We start from the raw sequence: 20,342 nt of genomic DNA, 5'->3' as shown, positions 1-20,342 counted from the left end.
TAAGTTCGGGAGAGTGGGCTTGGAATACGCAGGGTATATCGGCGGCAGCTTCGTGCGCGGCGAAGGCGAGCGGTTCGAGGTGCAGAACCCGTCCGACGAATCGGTGGTCGCCGAAGTGGTCGGCGTTTCAGCAGCGCAGGCCGACGCGGCGATCGGCGCCGCGCGGCAGGCCTTCGATTCCGGCGCATGGTCGGGCCTGTCGATGACGGAGCGCGCGAAAATCATGACGCGCTTCGGGGAGGCGATGCGCAAACGGGCGGATTTCCTGAAGACATGCGCCATCGAGGAAGCGGGATGCCCGGTCTCGGCGACGGTCATGGGCGCGCAGGTCCACGCGCCGCTGCGCATGACCGACGAGATCATCGACCTGTTCCTGCGCCTTCCGCAGCAGGAGGAAAACCCTCTGCCGATCCACGAGCGGGTCAATCCGCACTTCGTCGTGCAGAGCCTCAAGCGCTGGTCGCCGCTCGGCGTGGTCTCGGCGATTTCGGCCTACAACGTGCCGTTCTATACCGCGTTCTGGAAAGTCGTTCCCGCGCTCATGGCGGGTGACACGGTGGTCCTGCGGCCCAATCCGCTGACCCCCATCTCATCCATGATTTTCGCCGAGGCGGCCGAGGAAGCGGGCCTTCCGCCCGGGGTCATGAACGTGATCGTCGAGCCGGGCCTCGCGGGCGGGCTTGCGATGACCACCGATCCGCGCGTCGATATGGTCTCGTTCACCGGCTCATGCACCGTGGGGGCCAAGGTGGCCGAGCAGGCAGCGCCGACGCTCAAGCGGCTGGTGCTGGAGCTGGGTGGCAAGTCGGCGCAAATCTACCTGCCCGACGCGGTTGCGCGTGCACCCTCTGCCGCGCTTTCGGTCTGCACTTCGCACGCGGGACAGGGCTGTGTGCTGGGGACGCGGGTTTTCGTGCCGCAGGAGACCAAGGCCGAAGTCGTCGACGCCATGGCCAAATTGCTTGCGGACGTGAAGATCGGGCCGGCGAGCGATCCAGCAACCCAGCTCGGCCCGGTCATCAGCGCCGCCCAGCGCGACCGCTGCGCGCACTTCACCCAGGCTGCGGTGGAAGCGGGCGGCCGCGTGGTGTGCGGCGGCAAGCGGCCGGAGGGTATCGCCAAGGGCTTCTACTGGGAGCCAACGGTGCTCGACCTGCCGGACAATTCCAACCCCGCCGCGCAGGAGGAGATCTTCGGGCCGGTGGTCGGCGTGATCGGCTATCGCGACCTCGATCACGCGGTGGAGATGGCCAATGACAGCCGCTTCGGCCTCTCGGGCTGGGTGCACGGGGCGGACAAGGTCAAGGCGCTGGAGGTGGGTCTGAAGATCCGCAGCGGGGCGGTCAACGTCAACGGCGCGGTGATGTCGAGCTACGCCAGCGGCGGCGGCATCAAGATGAGCGGCCTCGGCCGCGAACGCGGGGTCGAGGGCCTGCGCGAATTCCAGATGATGACCACCTTCAACATCGGTGGCTGAGGGAACGGGAGCAAGGACGATGGAAGGACTGGTCCAGGGCAAAGTCGCCCTCATCACCGGCGCGGGCTCGGGTCTCGGCCGCGCGGCAGTGCTGCTGTTCTGCGAGCATGGCGCGAAGGTTGTCGCTGCCGATATCGACGGCGACAACGCCGAGGAAACCGCGGCGCTTGCAAAAGCGGCGGGCGGCGAGGCGCTGTCGGTCACCTGCAATGTCGCCGATCCGGCCAGCGTCGATGCCGCCGTGGCGCAAGCCGTGGAGCGCTTCGGGCGGCTCGACATCATCTACAACAACGCCGGCGTCACCATCAGCCCGATCCCCGGCAAGGGCCTGCGCTCACTCGTCGAATGCGAACCCGAGGAAATGAAGCGGGTCGAGGACGTCAACATCAACGGCGTCGTCTACGGCTGTCAGGCGGCTATCCGGCAGTTCGATAAGCAGCGGGAAGCGGGGTTGGGCGAGGGCGGCGTGATCGTTTCCACCGCATCCGTCGCCGGGCTGATGGGGTATGGCGGCGTGCTCTACGGCGCGACCAAGGGCGCGATCGTCCAGCTGACCCGGGCGCTCGCCATCGAGGTGGCGGACAAGGGTATTCGCGTCAACGCCGTGTGCCCGGCCGGGATGCTGACCCGTTACGCCGGCATGGACCCCGACAGCCAGCATCGCGACCGCATCCTCGAAGGGATGGGCAGGGCGCACCCGCTGGGCAAGGCGATCGACCCGCGCGATACCGCCTCGGCCGCCCTGTTCCTTGCCTCCGACCTCGCCTCCAATATCACCGGCGTGAACCTTCCCGTCGACGGTGGGCTATCCGCCGGGCGCAAGGCGGGTGGTTGAGATGGCGGCCACGATGAAGCAGGTGGTGCTGGCCGCTTACGCGAGGGGCAATCCCCGGCCCTCCGACTTCCGTGTCGAGGAGGTGCCGGTGCCTCGGCCGGGCGAGCGGGAGATCCTGCTGAAGACGCTTTACATCGCGGTGGACCCGCTGCTGCGCTTCTCGGTCGATGAGACGGTGCTGACGGGAGCGGGGCGCATGGAGCTGGGACAGCCCATGGTCGGACCGGTAGTGAGTGAGGTCGCCGCCTCGAACCATCCTGACTACGCGCCGGGCGATGTGGTGGAAGGCCGCTCGGGCTGGCAGGAATATGCGGTGCTGGCACCGGACCAGAGTGACTATCGCGGGCCGCCGCGCAAGCTCGATCCCGCACTGGCGCCGGTATCGACTGCGCTCGGTGCACTCGGCGGGCCGGGGCAGACCGCTTACGAGGGGATCGTCAATGTCGGCCGGGTCAAAGCGGGCGAGACGGTGGTGATCTCGGCGGCGGCGGGCGCTGTGGGCTCGATAGCGGGGCAGATCGTCAAAGTGCTCGGCGGCCGGGCGGTGGGCATCGCGGGCGGCGCAGCGAAGTGCGCGGCGCTGCTCGACCTCGGCTTCGACGCGGTAGCCGACTACAAGGCACCGGATTTTGCCCGGCAGCTTCAGGCGGCGATGCCGGAGGGGGCGGACGTCTACCTCGACAATGTCGGCGGCGATGTGACGATGACTGTCCTGCCGCTCCTCAAGCGCGGCGCGCGCATGCCGATGTGCGGGTTCATCGCCTATTACGGGGTCGGCATGGAAGGACCCGGCCCCGACCGTCTGCCCGGCTTCTATCGCCTGATCATGAACAAGGGACTCGAGATCAGGGGCTTTGCCGGAATGCTGGCCGGGCAGAAGGGTCTGGAGGATATCGCCCGGTGGATGAAGGAGGGGCGCATCCGATTTGCGCAGGCCATCGAGGAAGGCATCGAGGCGGCGCCTGCGGCCTTTTCCAGCGTGTTTTCGGGGCATGACCATGTCGGCAAGCTGCTGGTGCGGGTGGCGCCGGAGCGTGCTCCCGGGGCTTGATCGCGGGCCCGGTAGGGTGCAGCGTTCCCTGTGATGGATACGATCACGATTCCGCCGCCGCCGCGCCGCACGGCCAATCCCGCCCCGCTGCGCACGGCGGGTTCCGTCCGGCGCACTACCAGCATCGACGTCTCTTGGCCCGATGGTCTTGACGGCCAGCGCCGCTTCATCGGCGCCGCGCGCGACTTGTGGACGCCGCTTGCCGGAGAGGACGGGCTGACCCTTGCCGAGGGGCGCTACGAAGCGCGCATGACCGAGGACAAGACGATCACCGCGATCACCGCGCAGCCCTCCAGCGATGCGATCGGGCAACTCGTCGGTGCGCGGGCGGGCGGGCATCTGCGCGGACTGCTGCGCGAGATTATGCCCGGGATGGTCGCGGCCGCGCATCCGCTCTACATCGTCCTCGACGATCTGTCCGGCACGGCGCTGGTCAGCTCCTTCGCGTGGTCGCAGTGGCATCCCGACTGGGCCGATCGCCTGCGCGACAAGCTGGGCGAGGAAAGGCACGCACAGATGATGGCGCAGCGCGTCAACGTGTGCTGGGGCTTGCAGGAGGGCAACAGCGGCATGACGGACGACGTCGATCCGGAAAAAGTCGCCAACGCGGATGCAGGCGACTTGCGCAATCCGGGCGACCCGCTCGGCTGGCACGATCTGGCCGAGGACGAAGGGCCGGGCTTTCGCCGCGCCCGGCGCATCGACGTGACACGGGACGCCGATGCGGGCGTGATCGTCATCGATTCGGCTTTCCAGGACAGCGCAAGGCGGCGCGACGGCAGCCGCGTGGCGATTCACGAGTACCGCCTTACCGCCCGCGCCGATGCAGCCACGCTGGAACTGCTCTCGCTCAAGCCGGAGGCGCGCATCCTGCCGTTCTCCGAATGCCCCGGGGCGATCGCGAACACGCAGCGACTGGTAGGCCGCAACCTTGCACAGATCCGCGAGGAGGTGCTGGCCCAGCTAAGGGGGCCGCAAGGGTGCACGCACCTGAACGATGCGCTGCGTGCGCTTGCCGACGTGCCTGCCCTTGCGGCACGGATCGAGGCCGGAGCCGGATCCGGGGCCGGGGGCTGACGCGGCTTGCCTACCGCACGAGTGTTGCGGCTTCCTCGGTTCGAGCCGGCTGCGCATCGTTGACCACGTGCTCGATCGCCTCGCGCATCGCGGTATAGAATGCACCGATGCGCGCAAAGCGTTCGGCGACCGGTGCGGCAATGTCGCGCTCGCGTTGATCGGCGAACAGGCGCACCTGCCGATCGAGCAACTGCGCCTTGGCGACGAAAGGCCCGCTGAACTCCGGCGGCACCGAATAGTAGATGCGGCGACTCCCCGGCTCGCCCTGCCTTCGCGCGTTGCCGCAATGCTCGAGCGTGCGTGCGGCCACGCTGGCATTGCTCTTGCTCATGCCGAGGTCGGCTGCGATCTCATCAAGGGTCGCCGGTTCCTCGCGCAGAAGCAGATAGGCGTAGATGCGCCCGACCGGCCGTGGCCAGCCCCAGGGGGCCATCAACATCGCCATGGCGTCAAGAAAGGCTTCGTCGTGCTGTGACAGCTTGATGTTCGGCATATTCTGTATTTACTGAATTTGATTGTCGGACGCCAGCGCAAATGCCGGGCGTGTCGCAAGGGAGACGATGGCATGGAGCAGGCGACGTTCACCGCGCGTTATGGTCCCTGGGCACTCATTGCCGGGGCATCGGAAGGGACCGGCGCGGCCTTTGCGCGCCAACTGGCGGACAAGGGGATGAACCTCATCCTCGTCGCCCGGCGCGCAGGTCCACTGGAGGCGCTGGCGGATGAACTGCGCGCAAGGGTGGAATGCGTGACCGCCTCGATCGATCTGGCCGCCGTGGATGCGGCCGAGCAGTTGCAGGGGATCGCTGCCGGACGCGAGGTGGGCTTGCTGATCCTCAATGCGGGCGCCGATCCCAACGGCGCGATGTTCCTCGATGCGGAGGTCGCCAGCTGGGATGCACTGGTCGCACGCAATGTGGTGACGGTGACCCGCGCGCTCCACGCCTTCGCCGCTCCGATGCGCGTACGCGGACGGGGCGGGCTGATGGTGGTGGGCTCGGGCGCCTGCTACGGCGGGCTGCCCGGCATCGGCGTCTATGCGGCGACCAAGGCGTTCGATCTCGTGCTGTGCGAGGCGCTTTGGGCCGAACTGGAGCCGCACGGTGTCGATGTGCTAAGCTTCGTGCTTGGCCGGACGGATACCCCGGCGCATCGCGAACTCATGGCGGCACGCGGCATGGCTGTGCCTGACGGCCTTGCCGATGCCGACGAGGTGGCCCGGCTCGGCCTCGCGCGCCTGCCGTTCGGCCCCGTCTGCAACTGGGGCGAAGCGGACGACGTGGCCGGCATGTCAGCGTCATCGGCCGCCCAGCGGCGCGAGCGGATTCGCCGGATTTCCGCGACTTTTTCCTCGCATGCGAAAGGGTGAGCGACATGCGCGAACTGGCGGACAAGCAGGCTATCACTGAACAGCTCTATCGCTATTGCCGCAGCGTCGATCGCCTCGATACGGCGCTGGGCCATGCGGTGTTCCACGAGGATGCGACCGTGGACTACGGTGAGCGGGGCTTCAAGGGCAGTGGCCGCGAGGCGATCGACTGGATCTGCGCGGCGCACCGCGGGCTCCTCGCGCATTCGCACCAGGTCACCAACGTGTTGATCGAGGTGGATGGCGACCGGGCCGGGAGCGAGGCCTACGTCACCGCGACGCTGCGTATGGAGCGCGAGGGTAAGCTGCTCCAGATGGAAGTATGGTCGCGCTACTGCGATCGCTGGTCGCGGCGCGGCGGGCTTTGGCGCATCGACCGCCGCGACACAGTAACCGACTACGACGGCGTGCGCGAGGTGACGGCGATGTATCATCACGATCGGGCGCGCCGGGACGGGGGCGATCCCTCCTACGCGGCGCTCGCCCATGGCATGCAGGGAGAGGCGTGATGAAGGACTTCACGATTTCGGTGTCGTTCGACATGCGCTCGCCGCAGTGGGCGAGCCCGACGCCGCAGCTTTACCGCGCCGCGATCGAGATGGCCGCCTTTGCCGACGAGATCGGCGCCGACCAGATCGGCCTGATGCAGCATCACGGCTCGCAGGACGGCTACCTGCCGCAGCCTTTCGTCCTCGCGGGCGGCATGGCGGCGGTAACCAGGCGCATCCGTTTCCTGCTGGGCGCGGTGATCCTGCCGCTCCACGATCCGCTCGAACTGGCCGAGCAGATCGCGGTGCTCGACAACATGTCGAACGGTCGGCTGGGGGTGATCTTCGGCGCGGGTTACGTGCCGCACGAATTCGCGATGTTCCGCCAGTCGCTCAAGGACCGGGCGAAGCGGATGGACGAGGGGCTGGAGATCATCCTGCGCGCGCTGAAGGGCGAGCGCTTCGAGCATGACGACGGCAACGGCGCGCGGCCGATCTTCGTGCGCCCGCTGCCGGTGCAGGAGCCGGAGGACATCATCCTCGTCGGCGGCGGCGTGCCGGCGTCGGCCAGGCGGGCGGCAAAATTCGGGGTCGGGTTCGGGCCGATGAAGGGCGACCTCGTCGACATCTACCTCGCCGAGTGCGCGCGGCTCGGCCATGCCCCGCGCCGGTATTTCCGCCCGCGTCCCGGCATGCCGATGGCAATCCACTTGTGCGAGGACCCGGACCAGGGCTGGGACGCCATCGCGCCGCATGCCGTTCACGTGATCACCGAATACGCGAAGTGGGCCGAAGCCGAGGGCGACGGCTCCAACTCGCCCTTCAAGGGTCTCACCGATCCCGCCAAGCTGCGGCACGCCGGGCTCTTCGCGGCGTGGACGCCGCAGATGCTGCTCGACAAGGTGGGCGCGGCAGAAGGTGGCAACATCGGCTTCCAGCCCCTGCTTGGCGGCCTCGCGCCTGAGGAGGGGTGGAAGAACCTGAGGCTGCTTGCCGCGACGATGCCGGCGCTGCGCGAGGCGATGGCGGCATGAAGGCGGCCTGTATCGAGAACGGCGCGGTGCATGTGCGCGAATTGCCCGACCCGGAACCGGGCCGGGGGCAGGCGCTGGTACGCACGCATTCCTGCGGATTGTGCGCATCGGATGCCCACTTCCTGACCGGTGGTCGTCACGTCATCGAGCTGTCGCGCCGCATGGGCGGGCCCTATGCGGGGCTCGACGAGACGCGTCCCTTCGTGCCGGGTCACGAGTTCGTCGGCGAGGTCATCGACTACGGCGCCGGTAGCCGCCGCCCGGTCGCGCCTGGACGGCGGGTGACGTCGGTGCCGATCATGCGGCAGGGCGGAGCGCACGCCGTTGTCGGTTTCAGCCACGATTGTCCGGGCGGGTGCGGAGAACTGATGCTGCTCGACGAGGACTTCCTGCTCGAGGTGCCCGAGGGTCTGCCGGATGATCATGCCGCCTTAATCGAACCGCTTGCCGTGGGCCTCGAACATGCGCGGCGCGGCCGCCCCGGAAAGGACGACGTGGCGCTGGTGCTGGGCTGCGGGGCGATCGGGCTCGGCGTTGTCGCGGGTCTTGCTCTGGCGGGAGCGGCGCCGATCGTCGCGGCCGACTTCCACGCCGACCGGCGCGACCTGGCCCTGAAGGCGGGCGCGCACATCGCCATCGACCCGCGCGAAGTCGATCCCTACGGGCCGCTGCCCGATCTCGGCGGGCGGCGCGTCAATCTCGTCTACGAGAACGTCGGCGTGCCCGGCATGTTGCAGCGGATCATCGAGAGCATGCCGTTCGACGGCCGCCTCGTCATGGGCGGCTACTGCATGGAGCCCGAGCCGCTCTACGTCTTCGCCGCCCAGAACAAGCGGCTCAACATCCAGTTCGCCGGCGGCGAGGAGCCGCAGGACATGGACCTCGCGATGCGCAGAATAGCCGAGGGCCGGATCGACGTGGCACCGTGGCTTGGCGAGCGTATCGGGCTCGGCTCCGTGGCCGCAGCGATCGCCAATCTCTCCGGCCCTGGAACGTCGGTACGGACTGTCGTAGATCCGCGCCTACAGCTTTCGTAGAGGAGCCTAGCAGAGCTTTTTGGCAAGGTGGCGGTATCCGGCGGTACAGCCCAAAGGTGGTGGTCTGTGCCGTGCGGCAGACGGTCGATAGCTGGCGATCAGATTGACCTCCTCAGATCAGTTGTGCCGTAATGGGCTCTGACCATCGCAATGAGCGGGCTTGCTCTGCCTTGTTCCACGCATGCCGCTGCGGCGTGCAGCAGTCCGATCTCGCGGACAAGTTTGAAGTCGCGCACCGGCACGAAGCGCTCGGGACCCGCGGCGAAGCTTTCGGGCATCATGCCGATCCCGGCACCGCTACGCACAACGGCCAGCACTCGCTCGTCGCTTGTGGTCTTGAGGACGAAACGCGGTCTCACGCCGCGCTCCACGAAGAAGCGGTTGATCTCGGGCAGGGCCTCGCAGTGGCGTCGCAGGACCATGCGGTCGCGGGCGAGCTGTTCGGCCTGCACTTCACTCTCGTCCGCCAGCGGATGATCGGGCGGCAGGACCATCATGTAGCGTTCGCGGGAAAGCACTTCGGGTGCGAATCGGGGGTGGTGCGGGCGGATCACGCTTAGCGCCAGGTCGATGCGGCCGCGCTCTAGCCGCTCGGCGATGTCGCGCTCAGACCCGTCGAGTATCTCTAGCGTCTCGCCTGAACCTAGCGCGCGGTGCGCGGTGAGCCAGCCTTCAACGAGGCGCGTGGGAATCGTGTTGAGCACGCCAATGCGCAGCAAGGTGGGATCGGTGACTTCACTGAGTTCGACAAGAGCATGCTCGTACTCGGCGGCGATGCGGCGGGCGCGTACGAGAAAGCGGCTGCCGGCGGGGGTCAGGGCCACGCGCTGGCGGTCGCGGTCAAACAGCCTCGCGCCCAGTTCGCGTTCCAGCTTGGCGATCCCTACAGACAAGGTAGGCTGAGTCACGCTCACGCGCCTGGCCGCGCGGCTGAAGTTGCCGGTCTCTGCCACGGCCAGGAAGTAGCGCAGGAGATACTGATCAATCATAGATACTGTCTATGACGAGGTGCGGAAACTTTCAATTTCCGCTTTTCTTTACGGCTGTCTAGATAGATGCGGCAAATCGACAAGGCAGGCCCAAGGCAAACTGGCGCCGCCCGCACGGAAGGAAGAGGCATGAGCGCGCCGGTCCTGCAGACCACCCTGAATCTCGACAGCCCTGAGGCCCGGGCACGCGACGCGCACAATCGCGCGCTCGCCGCCGAGTTGCACGAACGGGTGGCGAAAGCGGCACTTGGGGGTGACGCAAGGGCACGTGAGCGGCACCTGAGCCGGGGCAAGCTGCTGCCGCGCGACCGTGTCGAGCGGCTCCTCGATCCCGGCTCGCCCTTTCTCGAAATCGGCCAGCTTGCCGCCAATGGTCTTTATGGGGACGAGGTGCCCGGCGCCGGGATCATTGCCGGAATCGGCCGTGTGTCGGGACGGCAATGCATGATCTTCGCCAACGACGCGACGGTGAAAGGCGGCACCTATTTTCCGCTGACCGTCAAGAAGCACATCCGCGCGCAGGAGATCGCGGCGACCAATCGTCTGCCCTGCATTTACCTCGTCGACAGCGGCGGCGCCAACTTGCCCAACCAGGCAGAGGTCTTCCCCGACCGCGACCACTTCGGGCGCTTCTTCTTCAACCAGGCGCAGATGAGCGCGCGGGGCATCCCGCAGATCGCCAGCGTCATGGGCAGTTGCACCGCAGGCGGTGCCTATGTCCCTGCGATGAGCGACGAGAGCGTGATTGTGAAGGATCAGGGAACGATCTTCCTCGCCGGACCGCCGCTGGTGCAGGCCGCGACGGGAGAGGTCATCACTGCCGAGGATTTGGGCGGCGGTGATCTCCATTCGCGCAAGTCGGGCGTCACCGATCATCTGGCGCAGGATGACGAGCATGCGCTGACCATCGTGCGAGACATCGCCAGCCACCTTGGACCCGCGCATCGCCATGGCCTTGCGGTGCAGGACCCCCGGCCGCCCAGATACGCGGCCGAGGAACTCTATTCGATCGTTCCCGAGGACGTGCGCGCGCCGTACGATGTCCACGAGGTTATCGCCCGCATCGTCGACGGCTCCGAGTTCCACGAGTTCAAGGCGCTCTACGGCTCTACGCTGGTTTGCGGTTTCGCGCACATCCACGGACTTCCCGTGGCGATCCTCGCCAACAACGGCGTGCTGTTCTCCGAGAGCGCGCAGAAGGGTGCACATTTCATTGAACTGGCCTGCCAGCGCGGCATCCCGCTGCTGTTCCTGCAGAACATCTCGGGCTTCATGGTCGGCGGCAAGTACGAGGCTGAGGGCATCGCCAAGCACGGCGCCAAGCTGGTCACCGCTGTCGCCACCGCGCAAGTGCCCAAGCTGACGGTCTTGATCGGCGGCTCGTTCGGAGCAGGCAATTACGGGATGTGCGGGCGCGCCTACGACCCGCGTTTCCTGTTTACCTGGCCCAATGCGCGCATCTCGGTGATGGGCGGCGAGCAGGCGGCGTCGGTACTGGCGACGGTCCATCGCGATGCCGCCAACTGGAGCCCCGAGGATGCCGAGGCCTTCAAGGCCCCGATCCGGCAGAAGTACGAGGACGAAGGCAACCCCTACTACGCCACGGCGCGGCTGTGGGACGACGGGGTGATCGACCCCGTGCAAACCCGTGACGTGCTGGGCCTGGCGCTGTCGGTCTGTCTCGAAGCCCCGATCGAGGAGGCGCCCCGCTTCGGGGTGTTCCGGATGTGAGCAGGGATACCCTGTTCGTGCTCGACTTCGACTGGCCGGATCCGGCCTACGAAGGGCGCCGCTTCTACTGCAAGGACAGCGTCACGGTGGAGGGCCTGCTTTCGCTGTTCCCTGATCGCGCCGCGAACATCGAGGTCGTGCGCGTCGGATGGGCGCGCCCCCGCAGCGAAGTCGTCGCGGTACTGGGCAAAGACAACCAAAACCTGCCTGCGCTGGCCTTTGCCGAAGGCGGCTTCGTCAACGCAATCGAGCCGCTGTTGGCAGCGCTCCATACCCGCCACGGCTTCCCGGAGCGTCACCCATGATCACTTCTCTGCTCATCGCCAATCGCGGCGAGATCGCCTGCCGCATCATCCGTACCGCGCGGGCCATGGGCATCCGCACCATCGCGGTTTTTTCCGACGCCGATGCACAGGCGCTCCATGTTCGCGAGGCCGACGAGGCCGTCCACATCGGTCCCTCACCCACGCGCGAGAGCTATCTTGTGGGCGAGAAAATTCTCGCCGCCGCGAAGGCGACCGGGGCCGAGGCCATTCACCCGGGTTACGGCTTCCTGTCCGAGAACGCAGAGTTCGCGCAGGCCGTCATCGACGCTGGGCTGGTCTGGGTCGGGCCGAACCCGTCCTCGGTCACGGCTATGGGCCTCAAGGACGCCGCCAAGACGCTCATGGCCGAGGCCGGAGTTCCGGTGACGCCGGGCTACATGGGCGCGAACCAGGAACCCGACTTGCTACGCCAGGAGGCCGACAAGGTTGGCTACCCGGTGCTCATCAAGGCGGTCGCTGGCGGCGGCGGCAAGGGCATGCGTCTCGTCGAGAGTGCCGACGCATTCGCCGATGCGCTCGCCTCTTGCAAGCGCGAGGCGGCCGCTTCGTTCGGCAATGACCGCGTGCTGATCGAGAAATACATCGCCTCGCCCCGCCACATCGAGGTGCAGGTCTTCGGCGACCGGCACGGCAACGTCGTCCACTTGTTCGAGCGCGACTGTTCGCTCCAGCGCCGCCACCAGAAGGTTATCGAGGAAGCCCCCGCTCCCGGAATGGACGCAGCCACGCGCGAGGCGCTGTGCGCCGCCGCCGTGCGCGCTGCAAAGGCGGTCGACTATGTCGGCGCCGGGACCATCGAGTTCATTGCCGACGGCTCTGGCGCACTCTCGGCCGACCGCATCTGGTTCATGGAGATGAACACCCGACTGCAGGTGGAGCACCCGGTCACCGAGGCGATCACCGGGGTCGATCTCGTCGAATGGCAATTGCGGGTGGCGAGCGGCGAACCGCTGCCGCTGGCGCAGCATGACCTGACGATCGACGGCTGGGCGATGGAAGCGCGGCTCTACGCCGAAGACCCCGCCAAGGGCTTCCTCCCCAGCATCGGCCGCCTCGAATTGCTGCAGTTCGGCGAGGTCGAGGGAGCCAAGGAAACAGGGCGTATCGATACCGGCGTCACGCAAGGCGCCGAAGTCTCGCCCTTCTACGATCCCATGATTGCCAAGATCATCGCCTGGGGCGACGACCGCGACGAGGCGCGGGAACGGCTCGGCGCGATGCTCGAGGACACTGCCGTCTGGCCGGTACGTACCAATGCCTCGTTCCTCGTCAAAGCACTGCAGCACCCCGACTTCGCGGCGGGCAAAGTCGATACCGGTCTGATCGGGCGCGACGGCGAGGCTCTGGCGCAGCCGCCGGTGCCTTCGGCCGATACCCTTCGTGCGGCCGCTTCGTCACTCGTTCCGGCCGGCATCGCGCCGGGCCTGCGGCTGAACGCGCCGCCGCGGCGAACCGCGTGGTTCCTGCTCGATGGCGAGAAGATCGAGCTCGAGATTGACGATGGGAGCGACGAGCCTGCCAGCAGCGTCCTCATCACCGAACAGGGGCAGGCCTGGCTGCTGGCGCCATGGCGACGCGACGGCGCGCATGGCGCGGCAGACAGTTCCGGCGCGATCGTTGCACCCATGCCGGGCAAGGTCATCGCCGTCGAGGTAAAACAGGGCCAGACGGTGACCAAGGGACAGAAACTCCTGACCCTCGAAGCCATGAAGATGGAGCACACCTTGACCGCGCCGTTCGATGGCATCGTCAGGGCGCTCGCGGCGAGCCCCGGCCAGCAGGTGCAGGTCGATGCCCTACTCGTGCAGATCGAGGAGGCCGAATAAGATGGCCGGACGTTTTTTCGATGAATGGCAGGTCGGTGACCGCCTGACGCATCAGCCGAGCCGTACCGTCACCGAGACCGACAACCTGCTGTTCTCAGCGATGACCCACAACATGCAGCCCCTGCACCTCGACGCTGAGGCCGCGAAAGCCAGCGAGTTCGGGCAGATCCTGGTCAATTCGACCTTCACCTTCAGCCTGGCGGTGGGCCTGTCGATCGCGGACACGACAGTCGGCACGCTCGTCGCCAACCTGGGCTTCGACAAAGTGGTTACGCCCAAGCCGACCTTCATCGGCGATACCCTGACCTGCGCGAGCGAAGTGGTCGAGATGCGCGAGAGCAGGTCGCGGCCCGGACAAGGGATCGTCGTGTTCCGGCACGAGTTGACCAACCAGCGCGGGGAAGTGGCTCTATCGATGCTCCGAACCGTGCTGCTGAAAAAAAGGGGTGTGATTGCGAAGCAAACCTGAGGATGCGCGAGCCCTACGCCCGCGTTCACGTCACGGACCCGGGCAAGCAGTTTACTGCTCGAGGTAGCCGAGGCAAGGTTTGCGTTCTTCATGAACGGCTCAAGCGTTGGTATCGTGCCGATCAGGCAAGCACTTCACCGATAACGAAAAGGCGTTGGCTATCCGGCGGCGGCGTCGTCGGGCAATGCACCATCGCCGATCAAGTTGGCGAGGCGCGTTCCAGAAGTGTCGTGTCCGAACCGGGACGACAGAATTATTGCCCCCGTAAAAGCTTGCCTGGTTGAACGTCGCTGGCACAGGTTCGGCAAAACCTGATGCAAAAATCGTGCGATGGCATGCGGCCTCGACACTACGGGAACGCGCCGGGGCACGGCAAACTCGGACATTTCGCCAGTCTCGCCAAATATGCTTGCTGCAGTGCGGTCGCAGGAAGCCTTAACCTCTTTAACGAAGTCCGTGATAACCTCTTTAACCTTTGCTGACGCTCCGGTTTCTTGGTGAACCCGCAAGCCCCCTTTGCGCGCGACTCCGAGCCTGGTTGCCATGTTGCGTTGCAAAATTGCCGCGCCATTTTTCGCAACGCGCTGTGCGGTTCATTGCTGTTGAATGACAGCGCTGGTCAGCTTATCGGCCCCCCATCCCAAAACATGGCTACCTCAGGGGGTAATTTTGAATTCTGCTCGTTCGCGCCGTTTTACGGCGGTTTCGGTCCTCGCGATTTCGGCTTCGTTCGCCGCGCCTGCCCTTGCGCAGAGCGGCGCTCCGGTGGCCGAAGAGGGAGACAACGCAATCGTCGTGACCGCGCTGCGCCGCGAAGAGCGTGCGCTGGACGTGCCGGTCGCGGTTTCGACGCTTTCGGGTGAGAAGCTCGACGTGCTGAACTCCAGCGGTCAGGACATCCGATTCCTTGCTGCGCGCGTGCCCAGCCTTCAGATCGAATCTTCGTTCGGCCGTACCTTCCCGCGCTTCTACATTCGCGGCCTGGGCAACACCGACTTCAGCGCTGACGCCGCGCAGCCGGTTTCGGTGGTGTACGACAACGTTGCGCTCGAAAGCCCGATGCTCAAGGCTTTCCCGGCCTTCGACCTCGAGAATGTCGAAGTCCTCAAGGGACCGCAGGGCACGCTGTTCGGCCGCAACACCCCGGCAGGCGTGGTCAAGCTGACCTCCAAGCGTCCGACCGAGGAAGTGGACGGTCACGTCAGCGCTTCGTGGGCAACCTACAACACCGTCAACCTGGAAGCCGCCGTCGGCGCGCCGCTGACCGACAAGCTGCGCTTCCGCGTCGCGGGACTCGTCCAGCGCCGTGACGATTGGGTTAAGAACGACAACGCCGCGACCATCAACGAGAAGAAGTTCGAGGGCTACCAGGACTACGCCGGTCGCTTCCAGCTGGAGTACGAGGACGGTCCCCTCGACATCCTCGTCAACGCTCATGCCCGCTCGCTGAAGGGTACCGCGCGCCTGTTCCGCGCCAATGCGATCCAGAAGGGCACCAACGACCTCGTCGCCGGCTACGACATCGAGCATGCCAACCAGAACGGCTCGAACCCGCAGGAGCTGGAGAGCTGGGGCGCCAACGTCCAGGCCAGCTACGAGTTCGACGGCGCCGGTTCGCTCTACTCGATCACCGCCTGGGAGCGCGCCAGCGTCTTCTCGCGCGGTGATATCGACGGCGGAACACCCGCGAACACCCCGTTCCAGGTCCAGACCGGCGGCGACACCACGCCGAAGGAATTCAGCCAGGAACTGCGCTTCGCCTCCAAGAAGTTCGGCGACGTCAGCTTCCAGGCGGGCGCCTACTACTTCAACCAGAACCTCGAGAGCGAGAGCGGTTCGTGGTCCAACACTAACGTCTACTCGCCGACCAGCATCTCGCACCTCGACAACGAGACGTACGCGTTCTTCGGCTCGGTCGAATACACCCCGGTGGACGCGCTGATCCTGCGCGGCGGCCTGCGCTGGTCGCATGATAAGCGCTATGCCATCCTTGTGAACGGCGACGATATCGATGCCACCACCGGCCGTTCGACCGGCAGCACCAACGGCTCCAAGTGGTCGTGGGACGGCAGCGCGACGTTCAAGCTCTCCTCGTCGAGCAGCATCTACGCCCGCGTGGCGTCGGGCTACCTTGGCGCGGCGCTGAAGAACGACACCACTGCCGGTGTCGCGACGATGGCCCGCCCGCAGACGACCACCTCGTACGAAGTCGGCTTCAAGACCGAGCAGCCCGGCCTGTTCAACTTCTCGGTCGACGGCTACTACTTCGACACGAAGAACATCCAGCTGACGGCGGTGGGTGGCAACTCCAACGTCACGCAGCTGATGAACGCGAAGAAGGCGATCGGCTACGGCGTCGAGGCGGAATTCTCGGCGACCCCGATCGAAAACCTCGTGCTGACGCTGGGCGGCAGCTACAACTACACCGAGCTGAAGGACAAGGACCTCTACGTCGCACCTTGCGGCGGCGGCTGCACCGTGACCGACCCGTTGGTGACCGTTAACGGCACCACCTTGGCCTCGATCGATGGCAACAGCCTGCCGCAGGCTCCGCGCTGGATCGGCAACGCGACGCTGCGCTACGCCGTGCCGCTGGGCAACGACAACGAGATCTTCGCCTACACCGACTGGTCTTACCGCTCGAAGATCAACCTGTTCCTGTACGACTCGATCGAGTTCACGGGTAAGGCCTACCTCGAGGGCGGCGCGCGCGTCGGCTACCGCGACAACAAGCGCGGCTACGAAGTTGCGGCATTCGCCCGCAACATCACCAACCAGATCCGCGTCGTCGGCGCGATCGACTTCAACAACCTGACGGCGATGCTCAACGAACCGCGCATCATCGGCGGCGAGTTCCGCTTCAACTTCTGATGAAGCGAAGGGCGCCGGGTCAAACCGGCGCCCTTTTTATTTGGCCCCCATGCCTGTTCATCCGCGAGAGGGCAGGGGGCCGCTCCCTTCGTTCGTCACCCGCGAGCGTAGCGAAGCAACCCAAGGCGGTTGCGCACTGCCCTGGATTGCTTCGTCGGCCCAAAGCGCACTTGGGCCTCCTCGCAATGACGAAGTGTGTTGTGTTCCAACAAGGACAACAGATGACCCCCCTGAATGCCGTGACCCGTCTCGTCTCCTCGCTGCTGACGGCGGCGGCGGTCTTCCTTGCCCTGCCTGCTCAGGCTGAGGATAAGCCCGCCCCGCAGAAAGTCCTCATCGATGACGAGGGTTTCTCGCTCATGCACATGATGCTGCTCAATTCGCCGCAGATCGACGTGGTGGGCGTGACCAGCGTGACCGGCAACTGGTGGGCGCCGCGCGGGGCGGCGATGCAGCTGCGCGGCCTTGAGATCATGGGCCGCACCGACGTTCCGGTGGCACAGGGCGCGATCGATCCGCTGATGAATACCGAGAAGGCGACCGAGCGCTGGGAAGCGCTCTACGGCAAGCTGACGTGGAAGGGCGCGTGGATGAAGCAGTGGGTTGAGCCCACGCAGCAGTCGACGCCGCCCTATTACACGCCCTACGACCTCTCGAACCTGCCCTGGGGCGCGCCCAGCACCAAGGTCGCCTCGAAGATGGCGGCGGTGTTCATGATCGAGATGGTCCACAAGTACCCCGGCCAGATCACTATCGTCGAGGGCGGACCGATGACTAACCTCGCGCTGGCGCAGCGCCTCGACCCCGAATTTGCCAGCCTTGCCAAAGGATTGATCTACATGGGCGGCAGCTTCAACCCGCACCGCGTGCTCGATGACCGCTCGGCCGTGGAGTTCGCGCGCGAGTTCGCCAATTCGCCGCGCCGCGAATTCAACATCCGCCTCGACCCCGAGGCCGCCAGCATCGTCAGCCGCGCGCCGTGGAAGCAGATCACCGTGATCCCGGTCGATCCCTCGACCGCGACGCAGCTGAGCCGCAAGCTGCTCGACCGCGCCGCGAAGGGCGCGAAGCCGGAACTGGGCAAGGCGATCGCCGGCTTCGAACCGGGCTTCCCGCTGTGGGACGAGATCGTCGCCGCCGTGCTGCTCGATCCCTCGATCGTGACCGGGGCCGAAGACCTCTACGTCGATTACGACGCGGCGTTCGGCGCGACTTACGGCGATACGCTCAGCTGGCGCGAGCACTACCAGCCCGGCCTCGGCGAGCAGAAGGCCCGGGTGGTCATGTCGATCGATCCGCGCAAGCTGGACGAGATAATCGTGAAGTCGGTCGCGGCGAGGTGAGTATTTCTCCCCGAGCTTGCTCGGGGAGGCATATGCTGAGGATTTCCCCAAAAAGAAAGGCCGGGGCGGCGAACCGTCCCGGCCTTTCGAAATGGTCCCCTCCCGAAATCGGAAGGAGCCTGGCGCCGTCCTTAGCGGAACAGCGACAGGAGCGTCTGCGGCGACTGGTTGGCGATCGACAGAGCCTGCACGCCCAGCTGCTGCTGGACCTGAAGGGCCTGAAGGTTCGCCGACTCCTTGGCGAGGTCTGCATCGACGAGGCTGCCGATGCCGGTCGTGATCACGTCGCTCAGATTGCTGTTGAAGCTAAGCTGGCCTTCGATCTGACGCGAACCGGCGCCGAGGTCGGACAGGCTGGTCTTGACCGTGTCGAACATGGTGTCGAGCTTGGTCAAGAGCGCATCCGCCGCACCCGAACCGGTGTCCGCCGTACCGTCATCGGCGATGCCGACATTGGTGATGTCGTCATCCGTCGTAGAATCGCCGAAAGCGGTCTCCGCAGCCTCACTCAGTGCCTGGTTGGCGACCGTCAGTGTATCACCGTTGATCGACTGCAGTGCACTGACCTTGCCATCGTCATCGACGGTGGCAGCCGAGCCCTTAAGCAGGTTCGTGCCGTTGAAGCTCGAACCTTCGATCACCGTATTGATCTGCTTCTTGAGGGTCAGCAGGTCGTTGGAGATCGCCTTGCGGCTTTCGTCGTCGAGACCGGCATCCGATGCTTCGAGAGCCTTCGACTTCATTTGGTTGACGAGGTCGGAGATCTGTTCGGCACCGGCGACGGCGACGTCCGTGACCGACTTGGCGTTGTTGAGCGAGGTGGTGACCGCGCCCAGCTTGCCAAGGTCGCCGCGGAGCGTCTGGGCGACCGTGTACTTCGCCGAGTCGTCCTTGGTCGAGGCAACATTCAGACCCGTGGTGATACGGCTCTGGGTGGTTTCCATCGACTTGTTGGTCGCGTTGAGGCTCTGGAGAGCTGCCATCGCGCCGCTGTTGGTGTTGACCGAAAACGCCATTTCTTGTTTCCCTTCTAGGTTACCGGCCGGTTCTGCGGCCTCTCGCAATCCCGAAAGATACGGGTGCGTCTTTATTCTAGGAGGAGTTGTTAAAGGACGGTTGCGGCCTGTGGAAAAACTATAGGAATGCTTCCCGGGCTCTCTGACAAAAGCCCGTCATTCCAGCGAAGGCTGGGACCGCTCGCTGTGAACAGCGCACTTCGCGTCAGGATGGCTGTCGGCGGACTCTCGCCTAAACACCGATAGCGGTCCCAGCCTTCGCTGGGATGACGGTGTTGGCATGTTAGCACCCCCTTGTGGCACCCCTGAGTGCCGTTGAGTGCCGCTATATGTACCGCTCAGAACGGGAACAGCGCGTCGTAGATCTGCTGGCCCCAGCGGGCCTGCTGCGCGTCGGTCAACTGGCCACGGCCGCCGTAACTGATGCGCGCCTCGGCGATCTGGCTGTGGCGGATGGAGTTGTCGCGGGCGATGTCCTCGGGCCGGATCACGCCGGAAACCACCAGTTCGCGCAGTTCGAAGTTCACCCGCACTTCCTGCTTGCCCCGAATGGCGAGGTTGCCGTTGGGCAGGACGCTGGTGACGGTGGCCGCCACCGTCATGTTGATCTGCTCCGATCGGGCGGTGTTCCCCACGCCGACCGCACTCGACTTCGAATTGGTGCTGACCAGGTTGCCCGGGTCCGGGTTGCCGGGGAGGACTTTGCCGATCTGGCTTTCGAGGCCCAGAAGTGCCGCGATTCCGCCGCCTTCGCTGCCGTTGCGGGTGCGCGTGGTGCTGTTGGCGACCTGTGCATTATCGGCGATGTTGATGCGGATCGTGACGATGTCGCCCACGCGCGAGGCGCGCTGGTCGCGGAAGAACGCGCCGCCGCCGGTGCGGAAGAGGGAGGCGCCGCGATCGGCCTCGGCGACCTTGGGGTCGCTGCCGTCCGGCGCGCGATCGGCGCTGGCGTGGTTGCCCAGCGAGGGTTCGATGCGCGGGGCCACCGGGGCGCCGGGATCGCTCATCTTCGGCGCTTTTCCGACGTTCTTGAGGCGGCCGACCGAGCCACAGCCCGCTAGCAGGCTGGCCGAGAGAAGGGCGCAGGTGAGGGCAGCAAAACGCTTGTTCATGAGGGTTCCTACGGAAGCGCGATGCGCACTTCGCCCGTCGCGGCAGCAGTGCCTTCGAGCGTGCGGTTGGTGGCAAGGTTGAGCACGCGCACCGGCTCGCCGCGCGCCGCATCGGCGAGCGCACGGCCGGGCGAGGTGATGCGCAAGGCCCCGGAAACGAGCGCGATCGTCACGTTCTCCCCCCGCCGCACGAGGCGCGGCGCGGCGACGTCGGCGACGCGCACGGCGGAGCCTGCCATGATGCGGCGGGTCGCTTCCTGCCCCGCGGCATCGGCCGGGGAGAGGGCG

At 66.1% G+C, this 20,342-nt stretch carries 19 protein-coding genes; 14 read left to right on the top strand and 5 right to left on the bottom strand.

Going from position 1 to position 20,342, the window contains the following annotated elements:
• Positions 1–13 precede the first annotated feature (13 nt).
• Genes HWN72_RS15405 through HWN72_RS15390 form a run of 4 tightly spaced genes read left to right on the top strand, consistent with a single transcriptional unit; the run spans position 14 to position 4,440 of the window.
• The gene (locus tag HWN72_RS15405; RefSeq protein ID WP_375154524.1) at positions 14–1,477 is read left to right on the top strand and encodes an aldehyde dehydrogenase family protein; all 1,464 of its coding nucleotides are present in this window, start codon (positions 14–16) and stop codon (positions 1,475–1,477) included.
• Between the two features lie 19 nt (positions 1,478–1,496).
• Complete coding sequence (locus HWN72_RS15400) at positions 1,497–2,312, top strand: SDR family NAD(P)-dependent oxidoreductase (RefSeq protein WP_211150635.1); 816 nt, start codon at positions 1,497–1,499, stop codon at positions 2,310–2,312.
• Between the two features lies 1 nt (position 2,313).
• The gene (locus HWN72_RS15395) at positions 2,314–3,363 is read left to right on the top strand and encodes an NADP-dependent oxidoreductase (protein WP_211150634.1); all 1,050 of its coding nucleotides are present in this window, start codon (positions 2,314–2,316) and stop codon (positions 3,361–3,363) included.
• A 33-nt stretch (positions 3,364–3,396) separates the two neighbouring features.
• Entirely contained in the window at positions 3,397–4,440 is a 1,044-nt protein-coding gene (locus HWN72_RS15390; RefSeq protein WP_211150633.1) for a DUF2889 domain-containing protein, read from the top strand.
• Positions 4,441–4,450: 10 nt separating this feature from the next.
• Here the strand turns inward: HWN72_RS15390 and HWN72_RS15385 are convergent, their stop codons facing one another.
• Positions 4,451–4,933, bottom strand: coding sequence for a GbsR/MarR family transcriptional regulator (locus HWN72_RS15385; protein WP_211150632.1), 483 nt, complete (start codon positions 4,931–4,933; stop codon positions 4,451–4,453).
• Between the two features lie 72 nt (positions 4,934–5,005).
• Here HWN72_RS15385 and HWN72_RS15380 point away from each other — a divergent pair, with 72 nt between their 5' ends.
• The 4 genes from HWN72_RS15380 to HWN72_RS15365 are packed head-to-tail and all read left to right on the top strand — an operon-like array spanning position 5,006 to position 8,368.
• The gene (locus HWN72_RS15380) at positions 5,006–5,809 is read left to right on the top strand and encodes an SDR family oxidoreductase (RefSeq protein ID WP_211150631.1); all 804 of its coding nucleotides are present in this window, start codon (positions 5,006–5,008) and stop codon (positions 5,807–5,809) included.
• 5 nt (positions 5,810–5,814) lie between these two features.
• The gene (locus tag HWN72_RS15375; protein WP_248006049.1) at positions 5,815–6,318 is read left to right on the top strand and encodes a nuclear transport factor 2 family protein; all 504 of its coding nucleotides are present in this window, start codon (positions 5,815–5,817) and stop codon (positions 6,316–6,318) included.
• The gene (locus HWN72_RS15370; protein ID WP_211150629.1) at positions 6,318–7,331 is read left to right on the top strand and encodes an LLM class flavin-dependent oxidoreductase; all 1,014 of its coding nucleotides are present in this window, start codon (positions 6,318–6,320) and stop codon (positions 7,329–7,331) included. The genes HWN72_RS15375 and HWN72_RS15370 overlap by 1 nt, the downstream gene beginning before the upstream one ends.
• Positions 7,328–8,368 (top strand): zinc-binding dehydrogenase, encoded by a 1,041-nt coding sequence (locus tag HWN72_RS15365; RefSeq protein WP_211150628.1) that lies wholly within the window; start codon positions 7,328–7,330, stop codon positions 8,366–8,368. Before HWN72_RS15370 ends, HWN72_RS15365 begins: the two co-directional genes overlap by 4 nt.
• Before the next feature lie 98 nt (positions 8,369–8,466).
• Here the strand turns inward: HWN72_RS15365 and HWN72_RS15360 are convergent, their stop codons facing one another.
• Positions 8,467–9,357, bottom strand: coding sequence for a LysR family transcriptional regulator (locus HWN72_RS15360; RefSeq protein ID WP_211150627.1), 891 nt, complete (start codon positions 9,355–9,357; stop codon positions 8,467–8,469).
• 129 nt (positions 9,358–9,486) lie between these two features.
• Here HWN72_RS15360 and HWN72_RS15355 point away from each other — a divergent pair, with 129 nt between their 5' ends.
• The 6 genes from HWN72_RS15355 to HWN72_RS15330 all read left to right on the top strand — a co-directional run bounded on the left by HWN72_RS15355 (position 9,487) and on the right by HWN72_RS15330 (position 17,923).
• Positions 9,487–11,088 carry a carboxyl transferase domain-containing protein gene (locus HWN72_RS15355; protein WP_211150626.1) on the top strand — a complete coding sequence of 534 codons (1,602 nt, stop codon included), beginning with the start codon at positions 9,487–9,489 and terminating at the stop codon, positions 11,086–11,088.
• Positions 11,085–11,393, top strand: coding sequence for a DUF3088 family protein (locus HWN72_RS15350; protein ID WP_271182394.1), 309 nt, complete (start codon positions 11,085–11,087; stop codon positions 11,391–11,393). The genes HWN72_RS15355 and HWN72_RS15350 overlap by 4 nt, the downstream gene beginning before the upstream one ends.
• Positions 11,390–13,240: an acetyl/propionyl/methylcrotonyl-CoA carboxylase subunit alpha gene (locus HWN72_RS15345; RefSeq protein ID WP_211150625.1), complete on the top strand. Its 1,851-nt coding sequence runs from the start codon at positions 11,390–11,392 to the stop codon at positions 13,238–13,240. The genes HWN72_RS15350 and HWN72_RS15345 overlap by 4 nt, the downstream gene beginning before the upstream one ends.
• 1 nt (position 13,241) lies before the next feature.
• Positions 13,242–13,709: a MaoC family dehydratase gene (locus HWN72_RS15340; protein WP_211150624.1), complete on the top strand. Its 468-nt coding sequence runs from the start codon at positions 13,242–13,244 to the stop codon at positions 13,707–13,709.
• 606 nt (positions 13,710–14,315) lie between these two features.
• The gene (locus HWN72_RS15335) at positions 14,316–16,580 is read left to right on the top strand and encodes a TonB-dependent receptor (RefSeq protein WP_375154523.1); all 2,265 of its coding nucleotides are present in this window, start codon (positions 14,316–14,318) and stop codon (positions 16,578–16,580) included.
• A gap of 221 nt (positions 16,581–16,801) precedes the next feature.
• The gene (locus HWN72_RS15330; protein WP_211150622.1) at positions 16,802–17,923 is read left to right on the top strand and encodes a nucleoside hydrolase; all 1,122 of its coding nucleotides are present in this window, start codon (positions 16,802–16,804) and stop codon (positions 17,921–17,923) included.
• A 131-nt stretch (positions 17,924–18,054) separates the two neighbouring features.
• Here HWN72_RS15330 and HWN72_RS15325 read toward each other — a convergent pair whose 3' ends face one another.
• The 3 genes from HWN72_RS15325 to flgA all read right to left on the bottom strand — a co-directional run.
• Positions 18,055–18,939, bottom strand: coding sequence for a flagellin (locus HWN72_RS15325; protein WP_211150621.1), 885 nt, complete (start codon positions 18,937–18,939; stop codon positions 18,055–18,057).
• A gap of 338 nt (positions 18,940–19,277) precedes the next feature.
• On the bottom strand, positions 19,278–20,054 hold the full coding sequence (flgH, locus tag HWN72_RS15320; protein WP_036527348.1) for a flagellar basal body L-ring protein FlgH: 777 nt from the start codon (positions 20,052–20,054) through the stop codon (positions 19,278–19,280).
• Between the two features lie 8 nt (positions 20,055–20,062).
• Positions 20,063–20,342: flagellar basal body P-ring formation chaperone FlgA (flgA, locus tag HWN72_RS15315; RefSeq protein WP_211150620.1), on the bottom strand; the 280-nt coding region annotated here is incomplete at its 5' end.

Origin of the sequence: Novosphingobium sp. HR1a (assembly GCF_015594425.1) — a bacterium.
Taxonomy (GTDB): Bacteria; Pseudomonadota; Alphaproteobacteria; order Sphingomonadales; family Sphingomonadaceae; genus Novosphingobium; species Novosphingobium resinovorum_A.
This window is presented reverse-complemented; position numbering and strand designations above follow the sequence as displayed.